Below are 17,832 nucleotides of genomic sequence, written 5' to 3'. Positions count from 1 at the left end.
GCTCAGTCCTTTCGAGCGATGGGCGGCACACCGTCCGTGCGCTCAATGCGGACCACGTCGCCCTTGTCTGCGCCCAGCCGCAACTCGGCCGCGCCGAACAGGCGATCGACGATGTAGTAGGGCGAGCGGAAGCGGTAGTTCACCAACTGTCCGTCGCCCTGCGTACCGATGACGAACAGCGGTGGCAACTCGCCCTGTGCGATGCCGACCGGGAACTGGATGTAGACCTTCTCGCCATCGTCAAAGGCGCGCAGAGGCTTCCAAGGTGGCGTGCTGCCGCTGATCGCGTAGCGGAAGCGGATGCGCTCCAGGGACAGACCGGCGTCCACCGGCGCTCCGGACTGGGCGGCCTGGGCCTGCCGCTGCAAAGCTAGCATGCGGTCCTTGGGGTAGTCCCAGGACACCGATGCCATCCAAGCCTTTTCGGTAGAGGTCAGCTCGATCAGGTAAGTGCGCCGATTGGTGGTGACGACCAGGTTGGTCTTCAGACCCGTACGAACCGGCTTGACCAGCACGTTCACGCGCAGCGCGTCTCCTGAGCCGCTGGACGTGTCGCCCACGACCCAGCGCACTGTGTCGCCCGCAGCCACAGTCACCAGCTCTTCGCCCGCCTGCAGCGAGATCACCGTCACGCGACCCGGCGCGGCATAGACCTGGTACAGCGCACCGTCGGTGTAGGGCCAGACCTGGATTGCGTTGACGTACCCTTCCCGCGTGGGCGCCACTCGGGCTTCTGCGTTGGCGCGCGACACGCGAAGTCGCTCGTCGGTGGGCTCTGGTGTTGACGGCTTGTCCTGAGCCTCCGGCAGCGGCTTCATCTGGGCAGGCATGGGCAGTACCTGCGGCACGGCGACCACCTCCACGGGCTGGGGTGGCTCGGGCAGTGGCTGGGCCATCACTGGTTCGTCGAGCGGGATCGTCGGCGGTGGCACGCCCTGCGATGCGCAGCCAGCCAGGGTGGCCTCAAGGGCAAACAAGACGACAACATGGCCAAGGGTGAGGTTATGGGTTTTCATGGCTTGGTTCCTTCGTTCGCATCCAGCTCGCGGCTCCAGGACAGGCCGTTGACGTAGATGCCCAGGGGGTTCTTGCGCAGGCGCTGCTCGGTGCGCGGCGTCTGCAGCACGGTCGAGACCACGGCCGTCCACCGCTCTGTGCCGGTCGGTGCGCCGTTGACGTAGCGCTGCTCGGTCCAGCGCACGTTGAACGAGGCGTCGCTGGCGCGGACCACGCTGGTGATCTGCACCGTCACCGATTCCTTGCCCACCCGCACGAACGGGTCATTGGTGCGGGCGTACTCGTTGAGCACGGCGGCCCCACGGTCGGTCGTGTAGTCGTAGGCGTCCAGCCAGTTCTGCCGCACGACGATCGGGTCGATGGACAACGAACGCACCAGCGTCACGAAGCGGGCCAGGTGGTGCGCGATCTGCGCATCGCCGGGGCGGTAGGGTGAGGCGGCTTCGCCCACGGTTCGCACCTGGCCGGCCTGGTCCACCTCCACGACGTAGGGTGTCACGATGGACTGCGCAGAGCGCCAGACCAAGCCGCCGGCCATCAGCAGCGCCAGTGACAGGCAGCCAAACGCCATGAGTCGCCAGTTGCGGGCCTGCACGCGGGCCGAGCCGATGCGCTCGTCCCAGGCCTGTGCGGCCGATTGGAAGGGGGTGGCAGGCTGCGGCGTGTCGGCGTAGCGCACCTGCGGTCGTTTGAATCGCATGCGGGGTTCTCCTCAGGAATCCGAATCACGAAGGCTTGGACCACTGCCCGAGCCACCGCCATCGCCACCGCGCAGGGTGTGTGCGGCCGTCGTGGCGGCATGGCCGATCTGTTGGCGCCGGCGCATGCGATGCGCCCAGGCCGGCTCGTTGGCGGGTACCGATGTGGTTGAGCTCGACATGACCGATTCGGCGCCCGATGCAGCAGCAGGCGCAGCGGCTTCCGACACAAAACCCGACACCTTGTCCTTCACGGACTGGGCGCCATCAGCCAGTTTATGACCCACAGCGCTGGCACCCGTGCGAGCCACATTGGCCACGCCTGCGCCAGCGGCGCGCAGCGGCCCGCCCGAGGATGCGGCAGCGCCTGCCTCGTAGGCCGACCTCGCACCTGCCGCAAGGCCGCTGGCCGATCGCGACGCCGATGCACCACCGCCAATCGCAGCGCGCGCCGTGCCCGGTGCCATGCGTGCACCGGCGGCCACGGCCGCACCAGCACCTGCCACGACAGCGCCTCCTGCAACAGCCAGACCCGTGGCACCCAGCGCCGTGCCGGCCGCCGCACCCGCGCCCAGTTGCGGCGCGCCGGACACCAGGCCGGTCGCGATGCCGGGTCCGAAGATGCCGAGCCCGAGCAGGGACAGCGAGGCCAGCATGACCACCAGCGCGTGGTCGATGGAGGGCTCGGTCGGTGCGGTCTGGAACTGCGAGAACAGACCCGTTCCGATGCCCACGATCACTGCGAGCACCAGCACCTTGATGCCCGAGGACACCACGTTGCCCAGCACCTTCTCGGCCAGGAAGGTGGTCTTGTTCCACAAGGCAAAGGGCACCAGCACGAAGGCCGCCAGCGTGGTGAGCTTGAACTCCAGCAGCGTCACGAAGAGCTGCACGGCCAGCACGAAGAAGCTCACGATGACCGTGAGCCAGGCCAGGAACAGCACCACGATGGGCGCGATGTTGATGAACACCTCCGGAAACCCGGAGAGGTCGCTGATCTGCTGCAGGATGGGGGCTGCTGCGTCGATACCGGCCTTGGCCAGGTGACCGGGCTGAAGGAAGGTGGCCAGGCTCATGCCCGATCCACTGGCTTGCAGGCCCAGCCCGGCGAAAGAGCGGAACACAATGCCCGACAGACTGTTGAAGTTGCCGATGATGTAGGCGAAGGCACCCACGTAGAGCACCTTGCGAAGCAGCCGGGCCAGCACATCCTCTCCCTGGCCGGTGGCGTGGCCCATGGCCCAGAACAGGCCGGCCAGGGTCATGTCGATGGCCACCAGCGTGGCCGTGAGGAAGGCGACCTCGCCGTTCAGCAACCCGAAACCCGAGTCGATGTAGGTGGAGAAGGTGTTCAGGAAGCGGTCGATGACGGCGACGTCGTCCATGGCAGGGCCTCCGGTGCTTCAGTGGCCGTAGAAGCTCACGCCCTGCGGCGTGTAGCCCGTGCCGCTGCCGATGAAGCGGCGCGTCACCTCGCGGCCACGCTCGATGGCCGCGGCCTGCCGGGCCAGCTCCAGCGAGGCGGCGCGGTCCTGCGTCAACATCAGCTGCTGCGACTGGATGGACTGCTTGGCCTGCAGGGCCAGCAGCTGGTTGGTCGCCTGCATGGCCTGCAGCGCGCCGGTGGCCGACTGGCTCTGGCTCACCAGGTCGGCCAGCACGCCTTCGTCCAGGCTCAGGTTCTGCGACACCTGGGCCTGCATCTGCATGGCGGTCTGCAGGCCATTGAGCGTGTTCTTCCAGCGCTGGTGCGCGTCCTGGAACATCTGATTGCCGCTCACGGTGGCGGCGTACTGCTCAGGGTAGAGGCGGGCGAATTCGGTGTTGAGGTGCGACACCTGGTAGGCCAGGCCCTGGGCTTGAGCGATCAGCTGCCGGGTCGTGTCCAGCGTCGAACGCAGGCGGTTGACCACGTTGAACGGCAGACTCGCCAGGTTGCGCGCCTGGTTGATCAGCATCTGCGCCTCGTTCTGCAGCTGGCGGATCTGGTTGTTGATCTGCTCCAGCGTGCGCGCGGCCGTCATGGTGTTTTGCACCAGGTTGACCGGATCCAGCACGATGTCACCCACGCCGAACAGCGCGTGCGCGGGTTGGGTGGCGCCCAAGGTCAGCGCGGTAGCGGTGGCCAGCGCGATGAGTCGGGGTTTGAAAGAGCGAAGAGGTGCACGAAGGCTCATGGCGTTTCTCCTGAAGGTCGGGCATGCCCGGGGTTGTGATGGGTGTGTTGGTGGAAGAGATCGACGGCCCAGTCCAGGCCACGGTGGCGCAGCCAGGCCGGGGCGAAGCCCTCGGGCGGGCAGGTGGCGACCACCTCGTCGATCAGCCGCTGGTCTTGCGGCGAGGAGGCTCCGGCAAAGGCCAGGGCCACGGCGCGCAGGTCCAGATCGAACAGGCGATTGCCCAGTCGGGATTGGTAGTAGTAGTCGCGCTTGGGCACAGCGGTGGCCACGATCTCGATCTGCCGCCGGTTCAGGCCGAAGGCCTCGTAGATTGAGCGCACCTGCGGCTCGGTGGCCTGCGGGTTGGGCAGGAAGATGCGGCTCGCGCAGCTCTCCACGATGGCTGGCGCAATACTCGAACCCTGGATGTCGGCCAGGCTCTGTGTGGCGAACAGCACCGATACGTTCTTCTTGCGCAGCGTCTTGAGCCACTGGCGGATACGGGCCGCGAACACCGGGTCGTCCAGGAACAGCCAGGACTCGTCCAGCATCAGCAGGGTGGGCGCACCGTCGAAACGGGCCTCGAAGCGTGCGAACAGGTAGCCCAGCACGGCCATCACCGCCGCGCGGCTGCCCATCAGCTCCTCCATTTCGAAGCACTGCACGTCGGCTGCGCCCAGTCGGTCGTGGTCGGAGTCCAGCAGCTTGCCGTGGGCGCCGCCCAGCACATACGGCGCGAGCGCCTGGCGCAGTGCGTTGGACTGCAGCAGTACCGACAGACCGGTGAGCGTGCGCTGCTCGCGCGGTGCGCCGGCCAGGCTGCCCAGCGCGGACCAGATCGCTGCCTTCTCGTCCGGTCCCACGGCCACGCCTTCGTGCGCCAGCCGGCCTTCGACCCACTCGGCGGCCCAACTGCGGTAGCCCTCCTGGTCGATACCCGCCAGCGGCTGGAAGGCGATGTCGCCGTCGTGGCCCAGGTCATAGTGCTCTCCGCCCAGGCCCAGTACCGTGGCGCGCATCGAGCGGCCCATGTCAAACGCGAAGATGCGCGAGCCGGGGTAGCGCCGGAACTGCAGGGCCAGCAAGGCCAACAGCACCGACTTGCCCATGCCCGTTGGCCCCACCACCAGGGTGTGGCCAACGTCGCCCACGTGGGTCACCAGCCGGAAGGGCGTCGAGCCCTCGGTGCGGGTCACGACCAGTGGCGGGCCGTCCAGGTGCCGGTTGCCTTCTGGCCCCGCCCATACGGCCGAGACTGGCATCAGGTGCGCCAGGTTCAGCGTCGAGACGATGGGCTGGCGCACGTTGGCATAGGCATTGCCGGGAATCGACGACAGCCAGGCTTCCACGGCGTTCAGCGTCTCGGGGATGGTGACGAAGCCACGGCCCTGGATCACGCGCTCGGCCATGCGCAGCTTTTCATCGGCGGCGGTTGCGTCGCTATCGAGCACGGTGAGCGTGGCGGTCACGTAGCCAAAAGCCACCTGGTCGCTGCCCAGCTCTTGCAGGGCCGCGTCGGCATCGGCAGCCTTATTGCCCGCGTCGGTGTCCACCAGGGGCGACTCCTGCTGGAACAGCGTCTCGCGCAGCAGGGCGATCACGTTCTTGCGCTTGGCAAACCACTGGCGGCGCAAGCGGCTCAGTTCCTTCTCCGCATCAGCCTTGTCCATGCACAGAAAGCGCGTGGACCAGCGGTAGGCAAAGCCGAGGCGGTTCAGGTCGTCCAGCACGCCGGGCCAGGTGGACGTGGGAAACCCCCGCACCGTGGTCACGCGCAGATGCGCATCCCCCAGCATCGGCGCCAGGCCGCCCAGCAGCGGGGCATCGGCCAGCAGCGCGTCGAGGTGGAACGGCACCTCGGGCACGGCCACCGGGTAGGCGCGTGGCGACACGGTGGCGTGCAGGTAGCTCAGCGTGTCGGCGTCCTGCAGCCAGGCGATCTCGGGCATCACGCCATCGAGCAGGTCGAACACCCGGTCGGTTTCGGCGATGAAGGCACCCAGCCGTTCGCGCCAGTCCACACCCGTGCTGGCCCGGTTTTCGTAGAGCAGGCTGGCGGCTCGCGCGCGCGACTCCTCGGGCGGCAGGTACTGCAGCGTGAAGTGGTAGCGGCTCTCGAAGTGGCTGGCCGATTCCTCGAAGGCTGCGCGCCGTTCTTCGTCCACCAGCCATGACAAGGCTTCAGGGAAATCCGAGCGCGGGTAGTCGGCGGCCGGCCGGCGCTCGGCGTCCACGTACAGCGCCCAGCCCGAGCCCAAGCGGCGCAATGCGTTGTTCAGGCGCGCGGTGGTGGCCACCAGTTCGCCTTGCGTGGCGCTGTCCAGGTCCGGCCCCCGAAAGCGCGCGGTGCGCTGGAACGAGCCGTCCTTGTTCAGCACCACGCCGGGTGCCACCAGTCCGGCCCATGGCAGCCAGTCGGCCAGCAGGGCAGGGCGTTGCCGGTACTCGGTGAGGTTGAGCATGGTGTCTTCCTCACACGTCCAGTAGCGGCTTGTGCTTGATGTGCCGGGCAAACACCGCCATGAATTGCGGATCAAGGCGTGCGCCCCAGACCGCCAGCGAGTGGCCCACGATCCACAGCACGGTGCCCGGAATCCACAACTGAAGGCCCAGGCCCACGGCGGCGGCCAACGTGCCATTGGCAATGGCCACTGTGCGCGGTGCGCCGCCCATCAGGATGGGCTCGGTGAGCGACCGGTGCAGCGGGATCTCGAAGCCGCTGGCGAGGCTGGTGTGCTCGGCAGCGCCGCTCATACCAGTGCTCCGCCTGAGAAGCTGAAGAAGCTCAGGAAGAAGGACGAAGCCGCAAAGGCGATCGACAGACCGAAGACGATCTGAATCAGCTTGCGAAAGCCCCCGGAGGTGTCGCCAAAGGCCAGTGCCAGGCCGGTGGCAATGATGATGATCACCGCCACGATGCGCGCCACCGGGCCCTGGATCGAGTCCAGGATGGACTGCAATGGCCCCTCCCAGGGCATGCTGGAGCCGGCCGCCTTGGCAGTGCCCGCCAGGCTCAAAATGACGGCGGCGGTGAGCAGTCCGTGGCGGACGGGCTGGATCAGCCGATGGATGCGCTGCAGGATGGCTGCACCTGCGGGTGGGACGCACCGCGAGATGGGTAGGGACAGCAGTACGGCAAGGGCGCGCAGGGAAAGCGAAGGGCTCATGGAAGTTCTCCAGGCAGGGTTGAGGAAGGGGAATCCGCCACGGGAGGCGAGGAGGGAAACGGCGCACGTGGCGATGGCGCTGGCAGCTCCGGGAAGGGCGCATCGAGCGCCCCGAGGTGGTAGCCCGTGCTGTCGTGTCCGGTGACGCGGGCAATCGTTTCGATGTGGCGCTTGCGGCCACGACCGGCGATGTAGATCACCACGTTGACCGCTTCGGCGATCAGCGCACGCGGCGGGTTCACCGCCACCTCCAGGATCAGCTGCTCCAGCCGTAGCAGCGCACCGAGCGCCGACCCGGCATGGATGGTGGCAATGCCACCGGGGTGGCCGGTGCCCCAGACCTTGACCAGGTCCAGCGCTTCGCCGCCACGCACCTCGCCCACCACCACGCGGTCGGGGCGCAGCCGCATCGTGGCGCGCACCAGCTCGGCCATGGACACGGCGCCTGCACGCGTGCGCAGCGGCACGTGGTCACGCGCCGCACACTGCAGCTCGATGGTGTCTTCGAGCACCAACACGCGGTCGCCCGTCGTGGCGATCTCGGCCAGCAGAGCGTTGGCCAGCGTGGTCTTGCCGGTGCTGGTGCCGCCGGCGATCAGGATGTTCTGCCGCTCGTGCACGGCCTGGCGCAGGAACCCGGCCTGCTCCGCCGTCATCATCCCGTCGGCCACGTAACGTTCGAGCGGGATCACGCCCACGGCGCGCTTGCGCAGAGCGAAGGCAGGGCCCGGCGCAGCCGGGGGCAGAACCCCTTCGAAGCGCTCGCCCGTCTCGGGCAGCTCGGCCGTCAGCAGTGGCTGGCCCCTGTGTACCTCGGCACCGACATGGGCCGCGACCAGACGGATGATGCGTTCCCCATCAGCGGCCGACAGCGTGACGCCCGTCGGTGCCCGTCCTGTGGAGAGCCGGTCCAGCCACAGCGAGCCATCGGGGTTGAGCAGCACCTCGACTATGTCCGGATCTTCCAGAGCAGCCGCGATCATCGGCCCCATGGCCGTGCGCAGCATGCGGACACGGCGGTCGAGCGTGGTCCTTTCTGGGCTGGGTGGTGGGGCCGTCATGCCGTCGGCCCTTCGTCGTGGTGCTCGGAATCCTCCGGGTCCACCACCATGCCTGCCGCTTCATCCAGCTGCCGGTTCAGGCCCTGTTCCTGCGGGTGAATCTCCTCGATCACATTGCGCACCAGGCTGCGGCCGCGCAGCAGGTGGCGGCCCAGTTGTTCGACGAATTGCTCGAAGCGGGCCTTGCCTTGCGCGCGGGCCGCCTCCTGGTGTCCCTCGGGCACCGGCGTGCTCACGGTCAGGTAATAGCGGATGAACAGCGCCAGCGTCTCGATCTCGATGTTCTGGTCGCGCTCCAGCCGCTCGAACTGGCGCGATAGCCGATCCAATCGCTTGGCGATGGCCGCCTCGCGTTGGTCGCCCGAATCTGGCGACAGCCACGAGGCCAGTGCCGCCGCAACGATGGACGACTTGGACACGCCCTTCTTGGCCGCCACTTCTTCGAGGCGTCGCGCGTGCTCGGGCGGAATGAACAGGTTCAGGCGGTACTGGCTCATAGCGTGATTCCGTCGTCGGGGTCGAGTGCGGCCAAACGTGCTGCGCGCTGCATGGCCGGGTCGTGCTGGCGGGGAAGGGGCAGGGGGGCGTCGTCGTCATCGAGCAGCGCCAGGTCAGTGGTCAGCGTGTCGAGCGTTGGGCTGTGCGTCGCAATCTCCGTCAGTTCCGGCTGTAGGCGGGGACCACCTTCGTCGGCATCCATGCCGGCCATGAAGGTTGGGTTGGATGCAGTGGTTGCCAACGGCGCGGGCAGCTCGCTCCAGTCGTCCGCCCGCACCGGTGGCGCATCGGGGTAGGGGCCAGCAATCAGGACGGGCGGCGGCAAGACGCGGCGTTTGAAGTTCTCGTCGGCGTAGTACCGCAGCTTGCGGGCTTTGACTGGTGGTGTGCTGGAGACCATCACCACCGCTTCGTCGGGCGGCAACTGCATCACCTCGCCAGGGGTCAGCAGCGGGCGCGCTGTCTCCTGGCGCGAGACCATCAGGTGCCCCAGCCACGGCGCCAGCCGGTGGCCGGCATAGTTGCGCTGCGCGCGCAACTCGGTGGCGGTGCCCAGCGTCTCGCTGATGCGCTTGGCCGTGCGTTCGTCGTTGGTGGCGAAGGTCACGCGCACGTGACAGTTGTCCAGGATCGAGTGGTTCTGGCCGTAGGCCTTGTCGATCTGGTTCAGGCTTTGCGCAATCAGAAAGCTGCGGATGCCGTAGCCCGCCATGAAAGCCAGTGCGGTCTCGAAGAAGTCCAGCCGGCCCAGCGCCGGGAACTCGTCGAGCATCAGCAGCAGCTTGTGCCGCCGTGCGATGCCGTCCGAGCCATCGAGCGACTCGGTCAGGCGCCGCCCTACCTGATTCAGGATCAGTCGGATCAGCGGCTTTGTGCGGCTGATGTCCGATGGCGGCACCACCAGGTACAGCGACACCGGGTGCTCGGTCGAGATCAGGTCGGCGATGCGCCAGTCGCAACGAGAGGTCACCTCGGCCACCGTCGGGTCGCGGTACAGGCCCAGAAAGCTCATGGCCGTGGACAGCACGCCCGAGCGCTCGTTCTCGCTCTTGTTGAGCACCTCACGAGCGGCGGATGCAACGACGGGGTGCGGGCCGCCGCCGTGCTCGCGCGCCAGATGCGGGGTGCTCATCATCCGGTGCAGCGTCACCTCGAAGGGGCAGGCCGGATCGGACAGAAAATTGGCGACGCCGCGCAGCGTCTTGTCTTCGCCTGCATAGAGCACGTGAAGGATGGCCCCCACCAGCAGTGCGTGCGATGTCTTCTCCCAATGATTGCGCCGTTCCAGCGCGCCCTCCGGGTCCACCAGGATGTCGGCGATGTTCTGCACGTCGCGCACCTCGTGCACGCCGCGCCGCACCTCCAGCAACGGGTTGTAGGCGGCTGAGCGCGCATCGGTGGGGTTGAACAGCAGGCAGTGCGAGAAGCATGCGCGCCAGCCGGCCGTCAGCTGCCAGTTTTCGCCCTTGATGTCATGGATGACGGCTGAACCGGGCCACGAAAGCAGCGTGGGTACAACCAGACCCACGCCCTTGCCCGAGCGGGTGGGCGCAAACGCAAGTACGTGCTCTGGGCCGTCGTGGCGCAGGTACCGCTCACCATGCCGGCCGAGGAAGACGCCGGATGGCCGATTCAGGCCCGCTTGGCGAACATCGTCAGCCGTGGCCCAGCGTGCCGTGCCGTAGGTGGTGACCAGCCGCGACTGCCGAGAACGCCATACTGACATTCCCACCGCCACGCCCACCGAGGCGATGCCACTACCACCCGCAATCGCACCACCCATGTCGAAGACATCCGGTGCGTAGGCATCGAAGACGAACCACCACTCGAACAGGCGCCAGGGGTGGTACACCGGCGAGCCGAGGGCTTCGAACCATGGCGCCCCAAGGCGTGCCTGGTGACCCAGCGCAGCGGCTGTCCACTGGGTCGCGCCCCACACGCCAACCACGACGACGCCGAGCACCACCGCGATCTGCCCGTAGAGAATCCCCTGGTGGCTTGCGCCCTGAGCCTGCACCTTGACCTCCGATCCAGTGGCCCGTCACGCGGGGGCCGTGCGTGCGGCACGAAGGTGTGTCGCACGCATGAGGATCAAGGCTGGCTATCGGTGGGTCAAAGTCCGAAATCGGCAGGCTCGCAGCTCGGCCTGCAAGAATGCAAGTGATAGCGTGCTAGCGCGTGTCATGGCACCTTGCAGCGCTTTAAGTAGTACAGCTCCCATGTAGAAAACAGGCGTCACCTAGTGTGGCGACGAGCGCACGTTCAGAATTTGGGTGATTCTTTGGGTGGGTTGTACGGTACCTTGCCGTCCCCGAAAAATCGCCGCTTTGTGGCCTCGGCCATGCGGTCACAAAGTTCGTCGCCCAGCTTGGCGCGGTCGGTCTTGCACTGCTCTCGCAAGTGTTTCAACCGTCCAGGATCGGCCATCAGCGATTCCACAGTTTCAGCTGACTGTGGTTTGCCGCAGGACGACAGCAGCAAGGCTGCGGAGGTGACCGCCAACGCCGCAGCCAAGTTTTGAAGCTTTCTCATGTGCTACTCCCTGGTGATGTGTCCAACGCTTCGTCAGTTGCTCGACTTGGCGCAGCGACAAGGGCTCTTTTCATGAATCGTTGCAAGGTTTCCGACGGGTCACCGATGCGGCGGATCAGGTAGGTGGTCAGCACCGGCGTGAGGCCAGCCAGCGGCCTTGTGACGATCTCGGGATGGCCGCAGGTCGAAACGTGTGCCTCTGTTGAGAAGCCCAGACCGTAGCCCGCTGCAACCAATGTCACCATCAGATCTTGGCTGGCCACCTGTTCGGCCACGATAGGTTCGCGATCCGTTGAGCGCAGTACGCGCGCCACCTGGCGGCTGCATCCCTCGCACATCTCGGGGTCGGAAAGCACCAAGGGATAGCGCAGCACTTCATCCAGTGGCAGCTTTTTGTGGGCCAACAACGGGTGGCGCGATGGCACGGCAACGACCATCGGGTCGTTCCACGCTGATACGGCTAGCAGCGTTTCACCAACTTCCGATGAGTGGGAGAACCCAGCGTCGTACAAATCGGCTTCGAGGCCTCTGATCTGCTGTGACAGTGGAACCTCGTAAAGCCGGATTTCCGTATCTGGTTCTTCCACACGGCAACACGATAGCAATGCCGTGAGCCGGGCCTGCGAGATACCTTCGGACAACGCGATCCGCAACTGCCCCTGAAACCCGGCCGACACGGCCCGAACACTGTCGCGCGCCTTGGTCAGAGCGGCGAACACACGTGGCACGTGATCCATGAAGACCTGACCCGCACGGGTCAGACGCGTGCTGCGCGTGTTGCGGTCGAAGAGGCGGACCCCCAGTTCTCCTTCCAGTTCCTTTATCGCCCTCGAAAGTGGCGACTGCTCAATGTGAAGCTTCTCAGCGGCTCTAGCGAAGTGCAGTTCCTGAGCGACCGCCAAAAAGCACCGAAGGTGCCTCAATTCCATGGTTTTCCCTGATTGTTTTCATTTTTTCTCAAATTTCAGTTGCACCGACAGTGATGTGGCCAATCAAAGCACTACACCAAACACCTCAGGTTTGAGTACGCAGTAGCCTCGCGGAAGACCGCGATCTTGGAGTCCTTTGGCCAAGCTGAGCGGACTACAACAGCACTGAACGCGCAGTCATCGCTGTTGCCGGCTGTACCTTCTGATGGTGACTGCGTCTGAATTTTGCAGTGTTCAGATGATGTCCGAGTCCTATCAGATGTCACCTGTTTTCGTGGCCACGGTCTTTGATACGAGATAGAGGACAAGCGGACGTACCAAGATGACGCATGCGAAGGCCACTGGCATTGCTATCACATAGGTTCCCAGTACCCGTTGAATGAACCGAGCGTCGATTCCGGTGTTGATTGCCGTCAGGAGCAGACACATCATGAAGGCGATGATGGTTGCCATGTAGAACGCAAATGCGAGAGAACTAAATTTGTATGGAAGCTTTCTCATGCTGTAGAGGGCCTTCACCCTAGGTGGTTTGCGAGACGAAGAGACAGTGCAGAGGAGGTGGCAAGGGATAACCCTTAAAAAAATACTTAGATATCGAAGTATACTGCGGCGCAGTGCCTTCTTGCACTTACCCATCCTTACAGGAGAGTTCCATGATTACGCATGAAGAAAACGATCTGCTGTGCCGCGTTGAAAACGGTGCCCCGATGGGGCAACTGATGCGTCGACACTGGGTTCCGATCTGTCTGATTGAAGAGGTGTCGGAGCCTGACGGAACCCCTGTCAAAGCACGCATCCTCGGTGAAGACCTCGTGGTGTTCAGAAACACCGAAGGGCAAGTGGGCGTTATGGACGAGTACTGCCCGCACCGTAGAGCATCCCTTGTGTTCGGCCGGAACGAGGAGGGTGGGTTGCGCTGCCTCTATCACGGCTGGAAGATGGACGTGGCGGGCAATGTCACCGAGATGTCCTCCGAGCCGGAAGCCAGTGGCATGCTGGAAAAAGTCAAACACAAGGCATACCCCACCAAGGAATGGGGTGGCTTTGTCTGGGCCTACATGGGTGCGGCTGAAACCATGCCGGAGTTTGAGCCACCCCGGTGGGCGCCCACTGCGGAAACACGGGTGAGCGTCGCCAAGGTGATCATCCCCGTGAACTGGGCGCAGATTCTTGAAGGTGCTATTGATTCCGCGCACAGCTCGAGCCTGCACAGTTCGGACATGGTTCCTGCACGCGTCGACGGTGCGAAAGCCACCGACAAGAACTGGCTGCGTCCGTCCACCGACAAGGCACCGAGGATGCAAGTGCAGCGCGCGAAGTTCGGCTTCCGTTACGCCGCCGTGCGGCGCCCCATCTTCAATGCCCAGACGCACGACTACGTTCGCACGACGGTTTTCGTTGCGCCCTGGACGGTGCTGATTCCACCGAACAACCTTTACAACGTGGCGAACGTGAACGTGCCGGTAGACGACACCAACACGTGCTTCTACTTCATCGGCTGGGGGCATCCCTCGCAGACCCCGGAAACAGCCACTTGGCGCAAGTTCTTGGGCCAGACGGTTGGCGTCGATCTGGATGAGCAATATCGCCCGCTGCGCAACTACGAGAACAGGTACTGGCAGGACCGCCAAGCGATGAAGAGTGGCAACTTCACCGGTATTTCCGGCATTCCGAATCAGGACATGGCCATGTGGATCACCATGGGCAAGATCGCGGACAGAAGTCACGACCGCCTGGGCGCCAGCGACATGGCCATCGTCGAGTTCCGCAAGCAGATGGTCGAGGCAGTTCAGGCCTTCCAGAAAACCGGCGAAGTCATCGGTGGTGGTGTGAACCGTATACCGAATGAAGTGTGCTCGTTCCAGGGTGTCATTCCAAAGACCGTGGACTGGCGCGCTTTCGAGACGAGCTATGTCTGGCTTGAGGGTCAGGACAATCCAGAGATGGACCGTTCTTATGTTGTCACTGCCTGAGCTGACTTGATGACCAAGCTACGACTATCAGTCGCCATGGGCGACTACGACCGCAATCGGGCCTTGTACGACGGGCGCGTCCAAATTGATGGATGCGACCCGGTATACATGCTGTTGAACCCTGAGGAGATGTTCTTTCGCGCCATGCGAAGCCGGGACTTCGACATCACGGAGCTTTCCTTCTCCAGCTACCTGGTTAAACACGCCCAGGGTGAAAGCCCTTACATCGCGGTTCCCGTTTTCCTTTCGCGTGCTTTTCGCCACACTTCCATCTATGTGCGAAAAGATCGCATCAGCAAGCCGGAGGACCTCAAGGGTTGCCGAATCGGGGTGCCGGAGTACCAGCTGACGGCGATCGTGTGGGCGCGCTCGATCCTGCAGGATGACTACGGGATACGACCGGAGGATGTGACCTGGGTCAGGGGCGGGATTGACACGCCCGGGCGCCCGGAGAAGATCAAGCTGGAGTTGCCTGCAGGTGTGAAGGTTGAAGCGGCCCCGGAGATGCGGACCATCTCGGACATGCTGAACACGGGCGAAATTGACGCATTCATTGCGCCAAGGCCACCCAGTGGTGCTGCGCTGACCAACCCGGATGTGGCCTGGCTTTTCGACGACCCGACGGCGGTGGCCAAGGACTACTACAAGCGGACGGGCATCTTTCCGATCATGCACGTGGTGGGTATCCGCAAGGAGTTGGCAGAACAGAACCGCTGGCTGCCGGGCGCTGTGTTCAAGGCATTCAGCGAATCCAAGGCGAAAGCCCTGGAGCTGCTGGCGGACACCTCGGCCACCAAGGTGACCCTGCCGTTTGTGGAGGAACAGCTCAAGGCAGCGCGTGAAACGCTGGGACAGGACTTCTGGTCCTATGGCGTAGGGCCGAATCGAAAGACTCTCGAGGCGTTCCTGCATCACCATCATGCGCAGGGGCTGTCATGCAGGAGGGTGGGGTTAGACGAGCTCTTCGACCCGTCGACCTACGAAAGCTACAGTATTTGAGGTTGCTTTCCTCCGGCAAACCCTGCCGGAGATCGGTTTGGAAGGCGCCTACTAACAGCCCGCGTTGATGCTCGCATCGACGCGGGCTTCTTCTTGGGCAAGATTCTCGATCATCTGGACGAGTGCATTTCTAACAACTGAAATCGTGCGATCCGGTAGCCCCTTCGCGCTGATATGGTTGACTTCCTCGGCCAAGGGGACAAGTACCTTTTCCAATGAGCGGCCTGATTCTGTCAGGTACACATGCATGTTCTTCCTGTTGCCAGGCAAATGCCTTCGCTCAATGAAGCCCATCTTCTCCATGGCCTTGACGGCCGTGAACGTCGTGGGTTCCATCACACCCGCCAGGTCGCTCAACTCCTTCTGGGTGAGCCCGTCACGGCTCCACAGAATCCTCAGAAACGACCAGTGACCGAATGAGACGCCAAACGGGGTCAATCGATGCTGGAGCGCTCGCATCTGCGCACGTGCGACGTCTCGCACCAAATGGGCAAGGCGATCATTGGGGACGGATTCTCGCCAGTGGCTAAGTAGTTTCCGGGTGTCTATGGATTTTTCGCTCATTGGAGGCGTCAAAGCCGAAGCGGCGGGACTGGGACTTGATGCTCCAGAATGATAGCTTCTCTTTTCTTGCCCGATTCGAGAATCGCCAGACAGACCTCCATCGTTGCTGCGGACCACGCCCCTGAGTGGACTGGAGGGGTCCCATCTCGGGCCACCGACCACAACTCGTCCACAACCTCAAAGCGAGGCACCGGTCCGCGCTGCGGGGCCTCCAGGCACACGCCATGCGTGTCGTGAATCTCCACGCCGTAAGGAGTCAAACGCAGATCGGCATGCTCGCAGCTGACGATGACCGGGCCGAAGTGTTGAAAGGCGGCGGGCGATGGCCGAACGTCCGGCACATAGTCCTGACCACCAAAATTCCGATTCGCCTTCCGGCGGGCCTCGGCCGCCTCGTCCTTCGTCGCCAGGTGCTTTTCCCGGGTTAGCCGATGGGTGTTGACGTCTTTGGGCCAGCCCATTTCCCCGATGCCCGCCATCCACGGGTCACTGTCAAAGAAGCCGTAGCCGTTGTAGGTCACGTTGGCAAACGCGCCTGAGCGGAAGTTCAGTATCGCGGTGTACGCACCTTCGGTGGGCCGTGTCGGGTCCCATGATCCGGTTCTTGCATAAACGGAACTGACGTCACCGCCCGCCAGCAGCCGGACAATATCGACTTGGTGCGCGGCCTGACTGAAGACGACGCCACCGCCCTTCGCTGTATCCAATTCTTCCGGACGCCTGGGACGGTAGAGAAAATCCGTGAAGTTCATGGCGTGAATCATGCAGACACGGCCCCATTGACCTGACTCGATGAGTGCCTTGGCATGCGATACGGGCGCGTTGAAGCTGTGGCTGTGGCCAACAATCATTTGCGTGCCCGCCTGTTCGCAAGCCGCCTGCATGCGGGCGCATGCTGCAAGCGACAAAGCCATGGGCTTCTCGACCAGCACGTGCTTGCCTTGGCTCGCCGCGAGTCGCACATGCTCCTCATGCAACTGATGCGGTGTGGCGACGTAGATCCATTCAACGTTCGGATCGGCGCAAAGCGCTTCGGCCGATGTGTGCGCCACTCCGCCGAACGCTTTGGCAAAGGCTGCGGTGGCGCCAGCATTCGGATCGAAGCAGGCGGCCAGCGCGACGCGCGGATCCTTGCTGAGCGTCGGGATCATCAGGGTGAAGGCACGGCCAAGACCCAGGACACCGAGCCTGATGGGCTGCTTGTGGGGATTCACTGAGGGGCTCACAGGTCAAGCACCAAGGTGTTCGACTTCGCTCTGGAGACGCACACCATGATGTGGTCCTCCTGCTCCTCAGGGAGCAGGGCCAGGTCCCGATGGTCAGCTTCGCCTTTGAGCAGCCGCACCTTGCAAGAGCCGCACGTTCCGCTCTCACAAGAACTGGGCACTCGAATGGAATGCTCGCGCAGGGTATCCAGGATGCTTCGGTTGGCTGGCACGACGACCTTCATGCCCGTTCTGGCCAATTCGACTTCGAAGGGTTTGTCGTCGGGGTGCGGTTTCGTATCAGCTCCGAAGCTCTCGAAGTGCACGGCACTGCTGGCCCAGTGACCCGTCATATCCTTGACTTCATCCATCAGTCGCTTGGAGCCGCAGCAATAGACATGCGTGCCAGCGACGGGTTTCTCGAAGACAGACCAGAGATCGAAGGTTTTCGACGGGTCGCCGTAAGTGTGGTGGATGGCGACCTTCCCCTTCATTTCGGGGGCACTCAGTTCGTCCAGGAAGGCGGCCGATTCTGGCGTGCGTGCAAGGTAGTAGAGCTTGAAGCTCCTTATGCCTTCGGCTTCGAGGGTGTGAATCATCGCTCGCATGGGTGTGATGCCGATGCCACCGGCCACGAGGATGAAGCTCTTGGCCTTTTCGCTGAGCTCGAACAGATTGCTAGGGGTGCCGGTCAAAAGCGTGTCGCCGACGTTCGCCCCGTCGATCAAGCTCTTGGATCCCCCCCTGCCGTCATCTTCGCGTTTGACCGCGAGTTGATAGAGGTCTGTTCGGCCAGGGTCGCTGCACAGCGAGTAGTGGCGCATAGAGCCATTGGGCACCTGGACCGCGATGTGAGCCCCGGCCGTGAAGCTGGGCAGCGGTGACGCGTCCAGAGACTTCAACTCGAAGAGAAAGACGTCCTTGGCGATGACCTCCTTTCGAGTGATGAGGAGGGGGTGCATTGTCTCGTTTGCAGTCATGGTGTAAGTGTTTCTACGCAGCGAAGTTGATGGGTACCTACTCTTGACAA

The 17,832-nt window shown here is 64.0% G+C and carries 18 protein-coding genes; 2 read left to right on the top strand and 16 right to left on the bottom strand.

What is annotated here, in order from left to right:
* Positions 1-2: 2 nt before the first annotated feature.
* The 13 genes from trbG to IV088_RS01685 form a co-directional block, all read right to left on the bottom strand.
* Entirely contained in the window at positions 3-1,016 is a 1,014-nt protein-coding gene (trbG, locus tag IV088_RS01745; protein WP_291097007.1) for a P-type conjugative transfer protein TrbG, read from the bottom strand.
* Positions 1,013-1,717 (bottom strand): conjugal transfer protein TrbF, encoded by a 705-nt coding sequence (gene trbF / locus IV088_RS01740; protein ID WP_291097005.1) that lies wholly within the window; start codon positions 1,715-1,717, stop codon positions 1,013-1,015. The genes trbG and trbF overlap by 4 nt, the downstream gene beginning before the upstream one ends.
* A 12-nt stretch (positions 1,718-1,729) precedes the next feature.
* Positions 1,730-3,100, bottom strand: a complete 1,371-nt coding sequence (gene trbL, locus IV088_RS01735; protein WP_291097003.1) for a P-type conjugative transfer protein TrbL — start codon at positions 3,098-3,100, stop codon at positions 1,730-1,732.
* 18 nt (positions 3,101-3,118) lie between these two features.
* Positions 3,119-3,892: a P-type conjugative transfer protein TrbJ gene (trbJ, locus tag IV088_RS01730; RefSeq protein ID WP_291097001.1), complete on the bottom strand. Its 774-nt coding sequence runs from the start codon at positions 3,890-3,892 to the stop codon at positions 3,119-3,121.
* A complete protein-coding gene (gene trbE, locus IV088_RS01725) occupies positions 3,889-6,336 on the bottom strand; it encodes a conjugal transfer protein TrbE (RefSeq protein WP_291096999.1) in 2,448 nt (815 codons plus the stop codon). The genes trbJ and trbE overlap by 4 nt, the downstream gene beginning before the upstream one ends.
* Before the next feature lie 10 nt (positions 6,337-6,346).
* Positions 6,347-6,628: a VirB3 family type IV secretion system protein gene (locus IV088_RS01720; protein ID WP_291096997.1), complete on the bottom strand. Its 282-nt coding sequence runs from the start codon at positions 6,626-6,628 to the stop codon at positions 6,347-6,349.
* Positions 6,625-6,957: a TrbC/VirB2 family protein gene (locus tag IV088_RS01715; RefSeq protein ID WP_367171558.1), complete on the bottom strand. Its 333-nt coding sequence runs from the start codon at positions 6,955-6,957 to the stop codon at positions 6,625-6,627. Before IV088_RS01715 ends, IV088_RS01720 begins: the two co-directional genes overlap by 4 nt.
* 80 nt (positions 6,958-7,037) lie before the next feature.
* Positions 7,038-8,102, bottom strand: a complete 1,065-nt coding sequence (gene trbB / locus IV088_RS01710) for a P-type conjugative transfer ATPase TrbB (protein WP_291096992.1) — start codon at positions 8,100-8,102, stop codon at positions 7,038-7,040.
* Positions 8,099-8,599 carry a CopG family transcriptional regulator gene (locus IV088_RS01705; RefSeq protein ID WP_291096990.1) on the bottom strand — a complete coding sequence of 167 codons (501 nt, stop codon included), beginning with the start codon at positions 8,597-8,599 and terminating at the stop codon, positions 8,099-8,101. The genes trbB and IV088_RS01705 overlap by 4 nt, the downstream gene beginning before the upstream one ends.
* Entirely contained in the window at positions 8,596-10,617 is a 2,022-nt protein-coding gene (locus IV088_RS01700) for a conjugal transfer protein TraG (RefSeq protein WP_291096988.1), read from the bottom strand. The genes IV088_RS01705 and IV088_RS01700 overlap by 4 nt, the downstream gene beginning before the upstream one ends.
* Positions 10,618-10,862: 245 nt before the next feature.
* Positions 10,863-11,132: an EexN family lipoprotein gene (locus tag IV088_RS01695; RefSeq protein WP_291096985.1), complete on the bottom strand. Its 270-nt coding sequence runs from the start codon at positions 11,130-11,132 to the stop codon at positions 10,863-10,865.
* Complete coding sequence (locus IV088_RS01690) at positions 11,129-12,061, bottom strand: LysR family transcriptional regulator (RefSeq protein ID WP_291096983.1); 933 nt, start codon at positions 12,059-12,061, stop codon at positions 11,129-11,131. The genes IV088_RS01695 and IV088_RS01690 overlap by 4 nt, the downstream gene beginning before the upstream one ends.
* 255 nt (positions 12,062-12,316) lie before the next feature.
* The gene (locus tag IV088_RS01685) at positions 12,317-12,514 is read right to left on the bottom strand and encodes a DUF2798 domain-containing protein (RefSeq protein WP_367171556.1); all 198 of its coding nucleotides are present in this window, start codon (positions 12,512-12,514) and stop codon (positions 12,317-12,319) included.
* 200 nt (positions 12,515-12,714) lie between these two features.
* Between IV088_RS01685 and IV088_RS01680 the strand changes: the two genes are divergently transcribed.
* On the top strand, positions 12,715-14,034 hold the full coding sequence (locus IV088_RS01680) for a Rieske 2Fe-2S domain-containing protein (RefSeq protein WP_291096981.1): 1,320 nt from the start codon (positions 12,715-12,717) through the stop codon (positions 14,032-14,034).
* Between the two features lie 9 nt (positions 14,035-14,043).
* The gene (locus IV088_RS01675) at positions 14,044-15,033 is read left to right on the top strand and encodes an ABC transporter substrate-binding protein (protein ID WP_291096979.1); all 990 of its coding nucleotides are present in this window, start codon (positions 14,044-14,046) and stop codon (positions 15,031-15,033) included.
* A 51-nt stretch (positions 15,034-15,084) separates the two neighbouring features.
* Here the strand turns inward: IV088_RS01675 and IV088_RS01670 are convergent, their stop codons facing one another.
* Genes IV088_RS01670 through IV088_RS01660 form a run of 3 tightly spaced genes read right to left on the bottom strand, consistent with a single transcriptional unit; the run spans position 15,085 to position 17,782 of the window.
* On the bottom strand, positions 15,085-15,597 hold the full coding sequence (locus tag IV088_RS01670) for a MarR family winged helix-turn-helix transcriptional regulator (protein ID WP_291096977.1): 513 nt from the start codon (positions 15,595-15,597) through the stop codon (positions 15,085-15,087).
* A gap of 8 nt (positions 15,598-15,605) precedes the next feature.
* On the bottom strand, positions 15,606-16,811 hold the full coding sequence (locus IV088_RS01665) for a Gfo/Idh/MocA family oxidoreductase (protein ID WP_291096975.1): 1,206 nt from the start codon (positions 16,809-16,811) through the stop codon (positions 15,606-15,608).
* Between the two features lie 8 nt (positions 16,812-16,819).
* Positions 16,820-17,782 carry a PDR/VanB family oxidoreductase gene (locus IV088_RS01660; RefSeq protein WP_291096973.1) on the bottom strand — a complete coding sequence of 321 codons (963 nt, stop codon included), beginning with the start codon at positions 17,780-17,782 and terminating at the stop codon, positions 16,820-16,822.
* Between the last annotated feature and the right edge of the window lie 50 nt (positions 17,783-17,832).

It is taken from the genome of Hydrogenophaga sp. (genome assembly GCF_018780075.1).
Lineage (GTDB): Bacteria > Pseudomonadota > Gammaproteobacteria > Burkholderiales > Burkholderiaceae_C > Hydrogenophaga.
The sequence above is the reverse complement of the archived record's forward strand: the minus strand, read 5'-3'. Positions and strand labels throughout refer to the sequence as shown.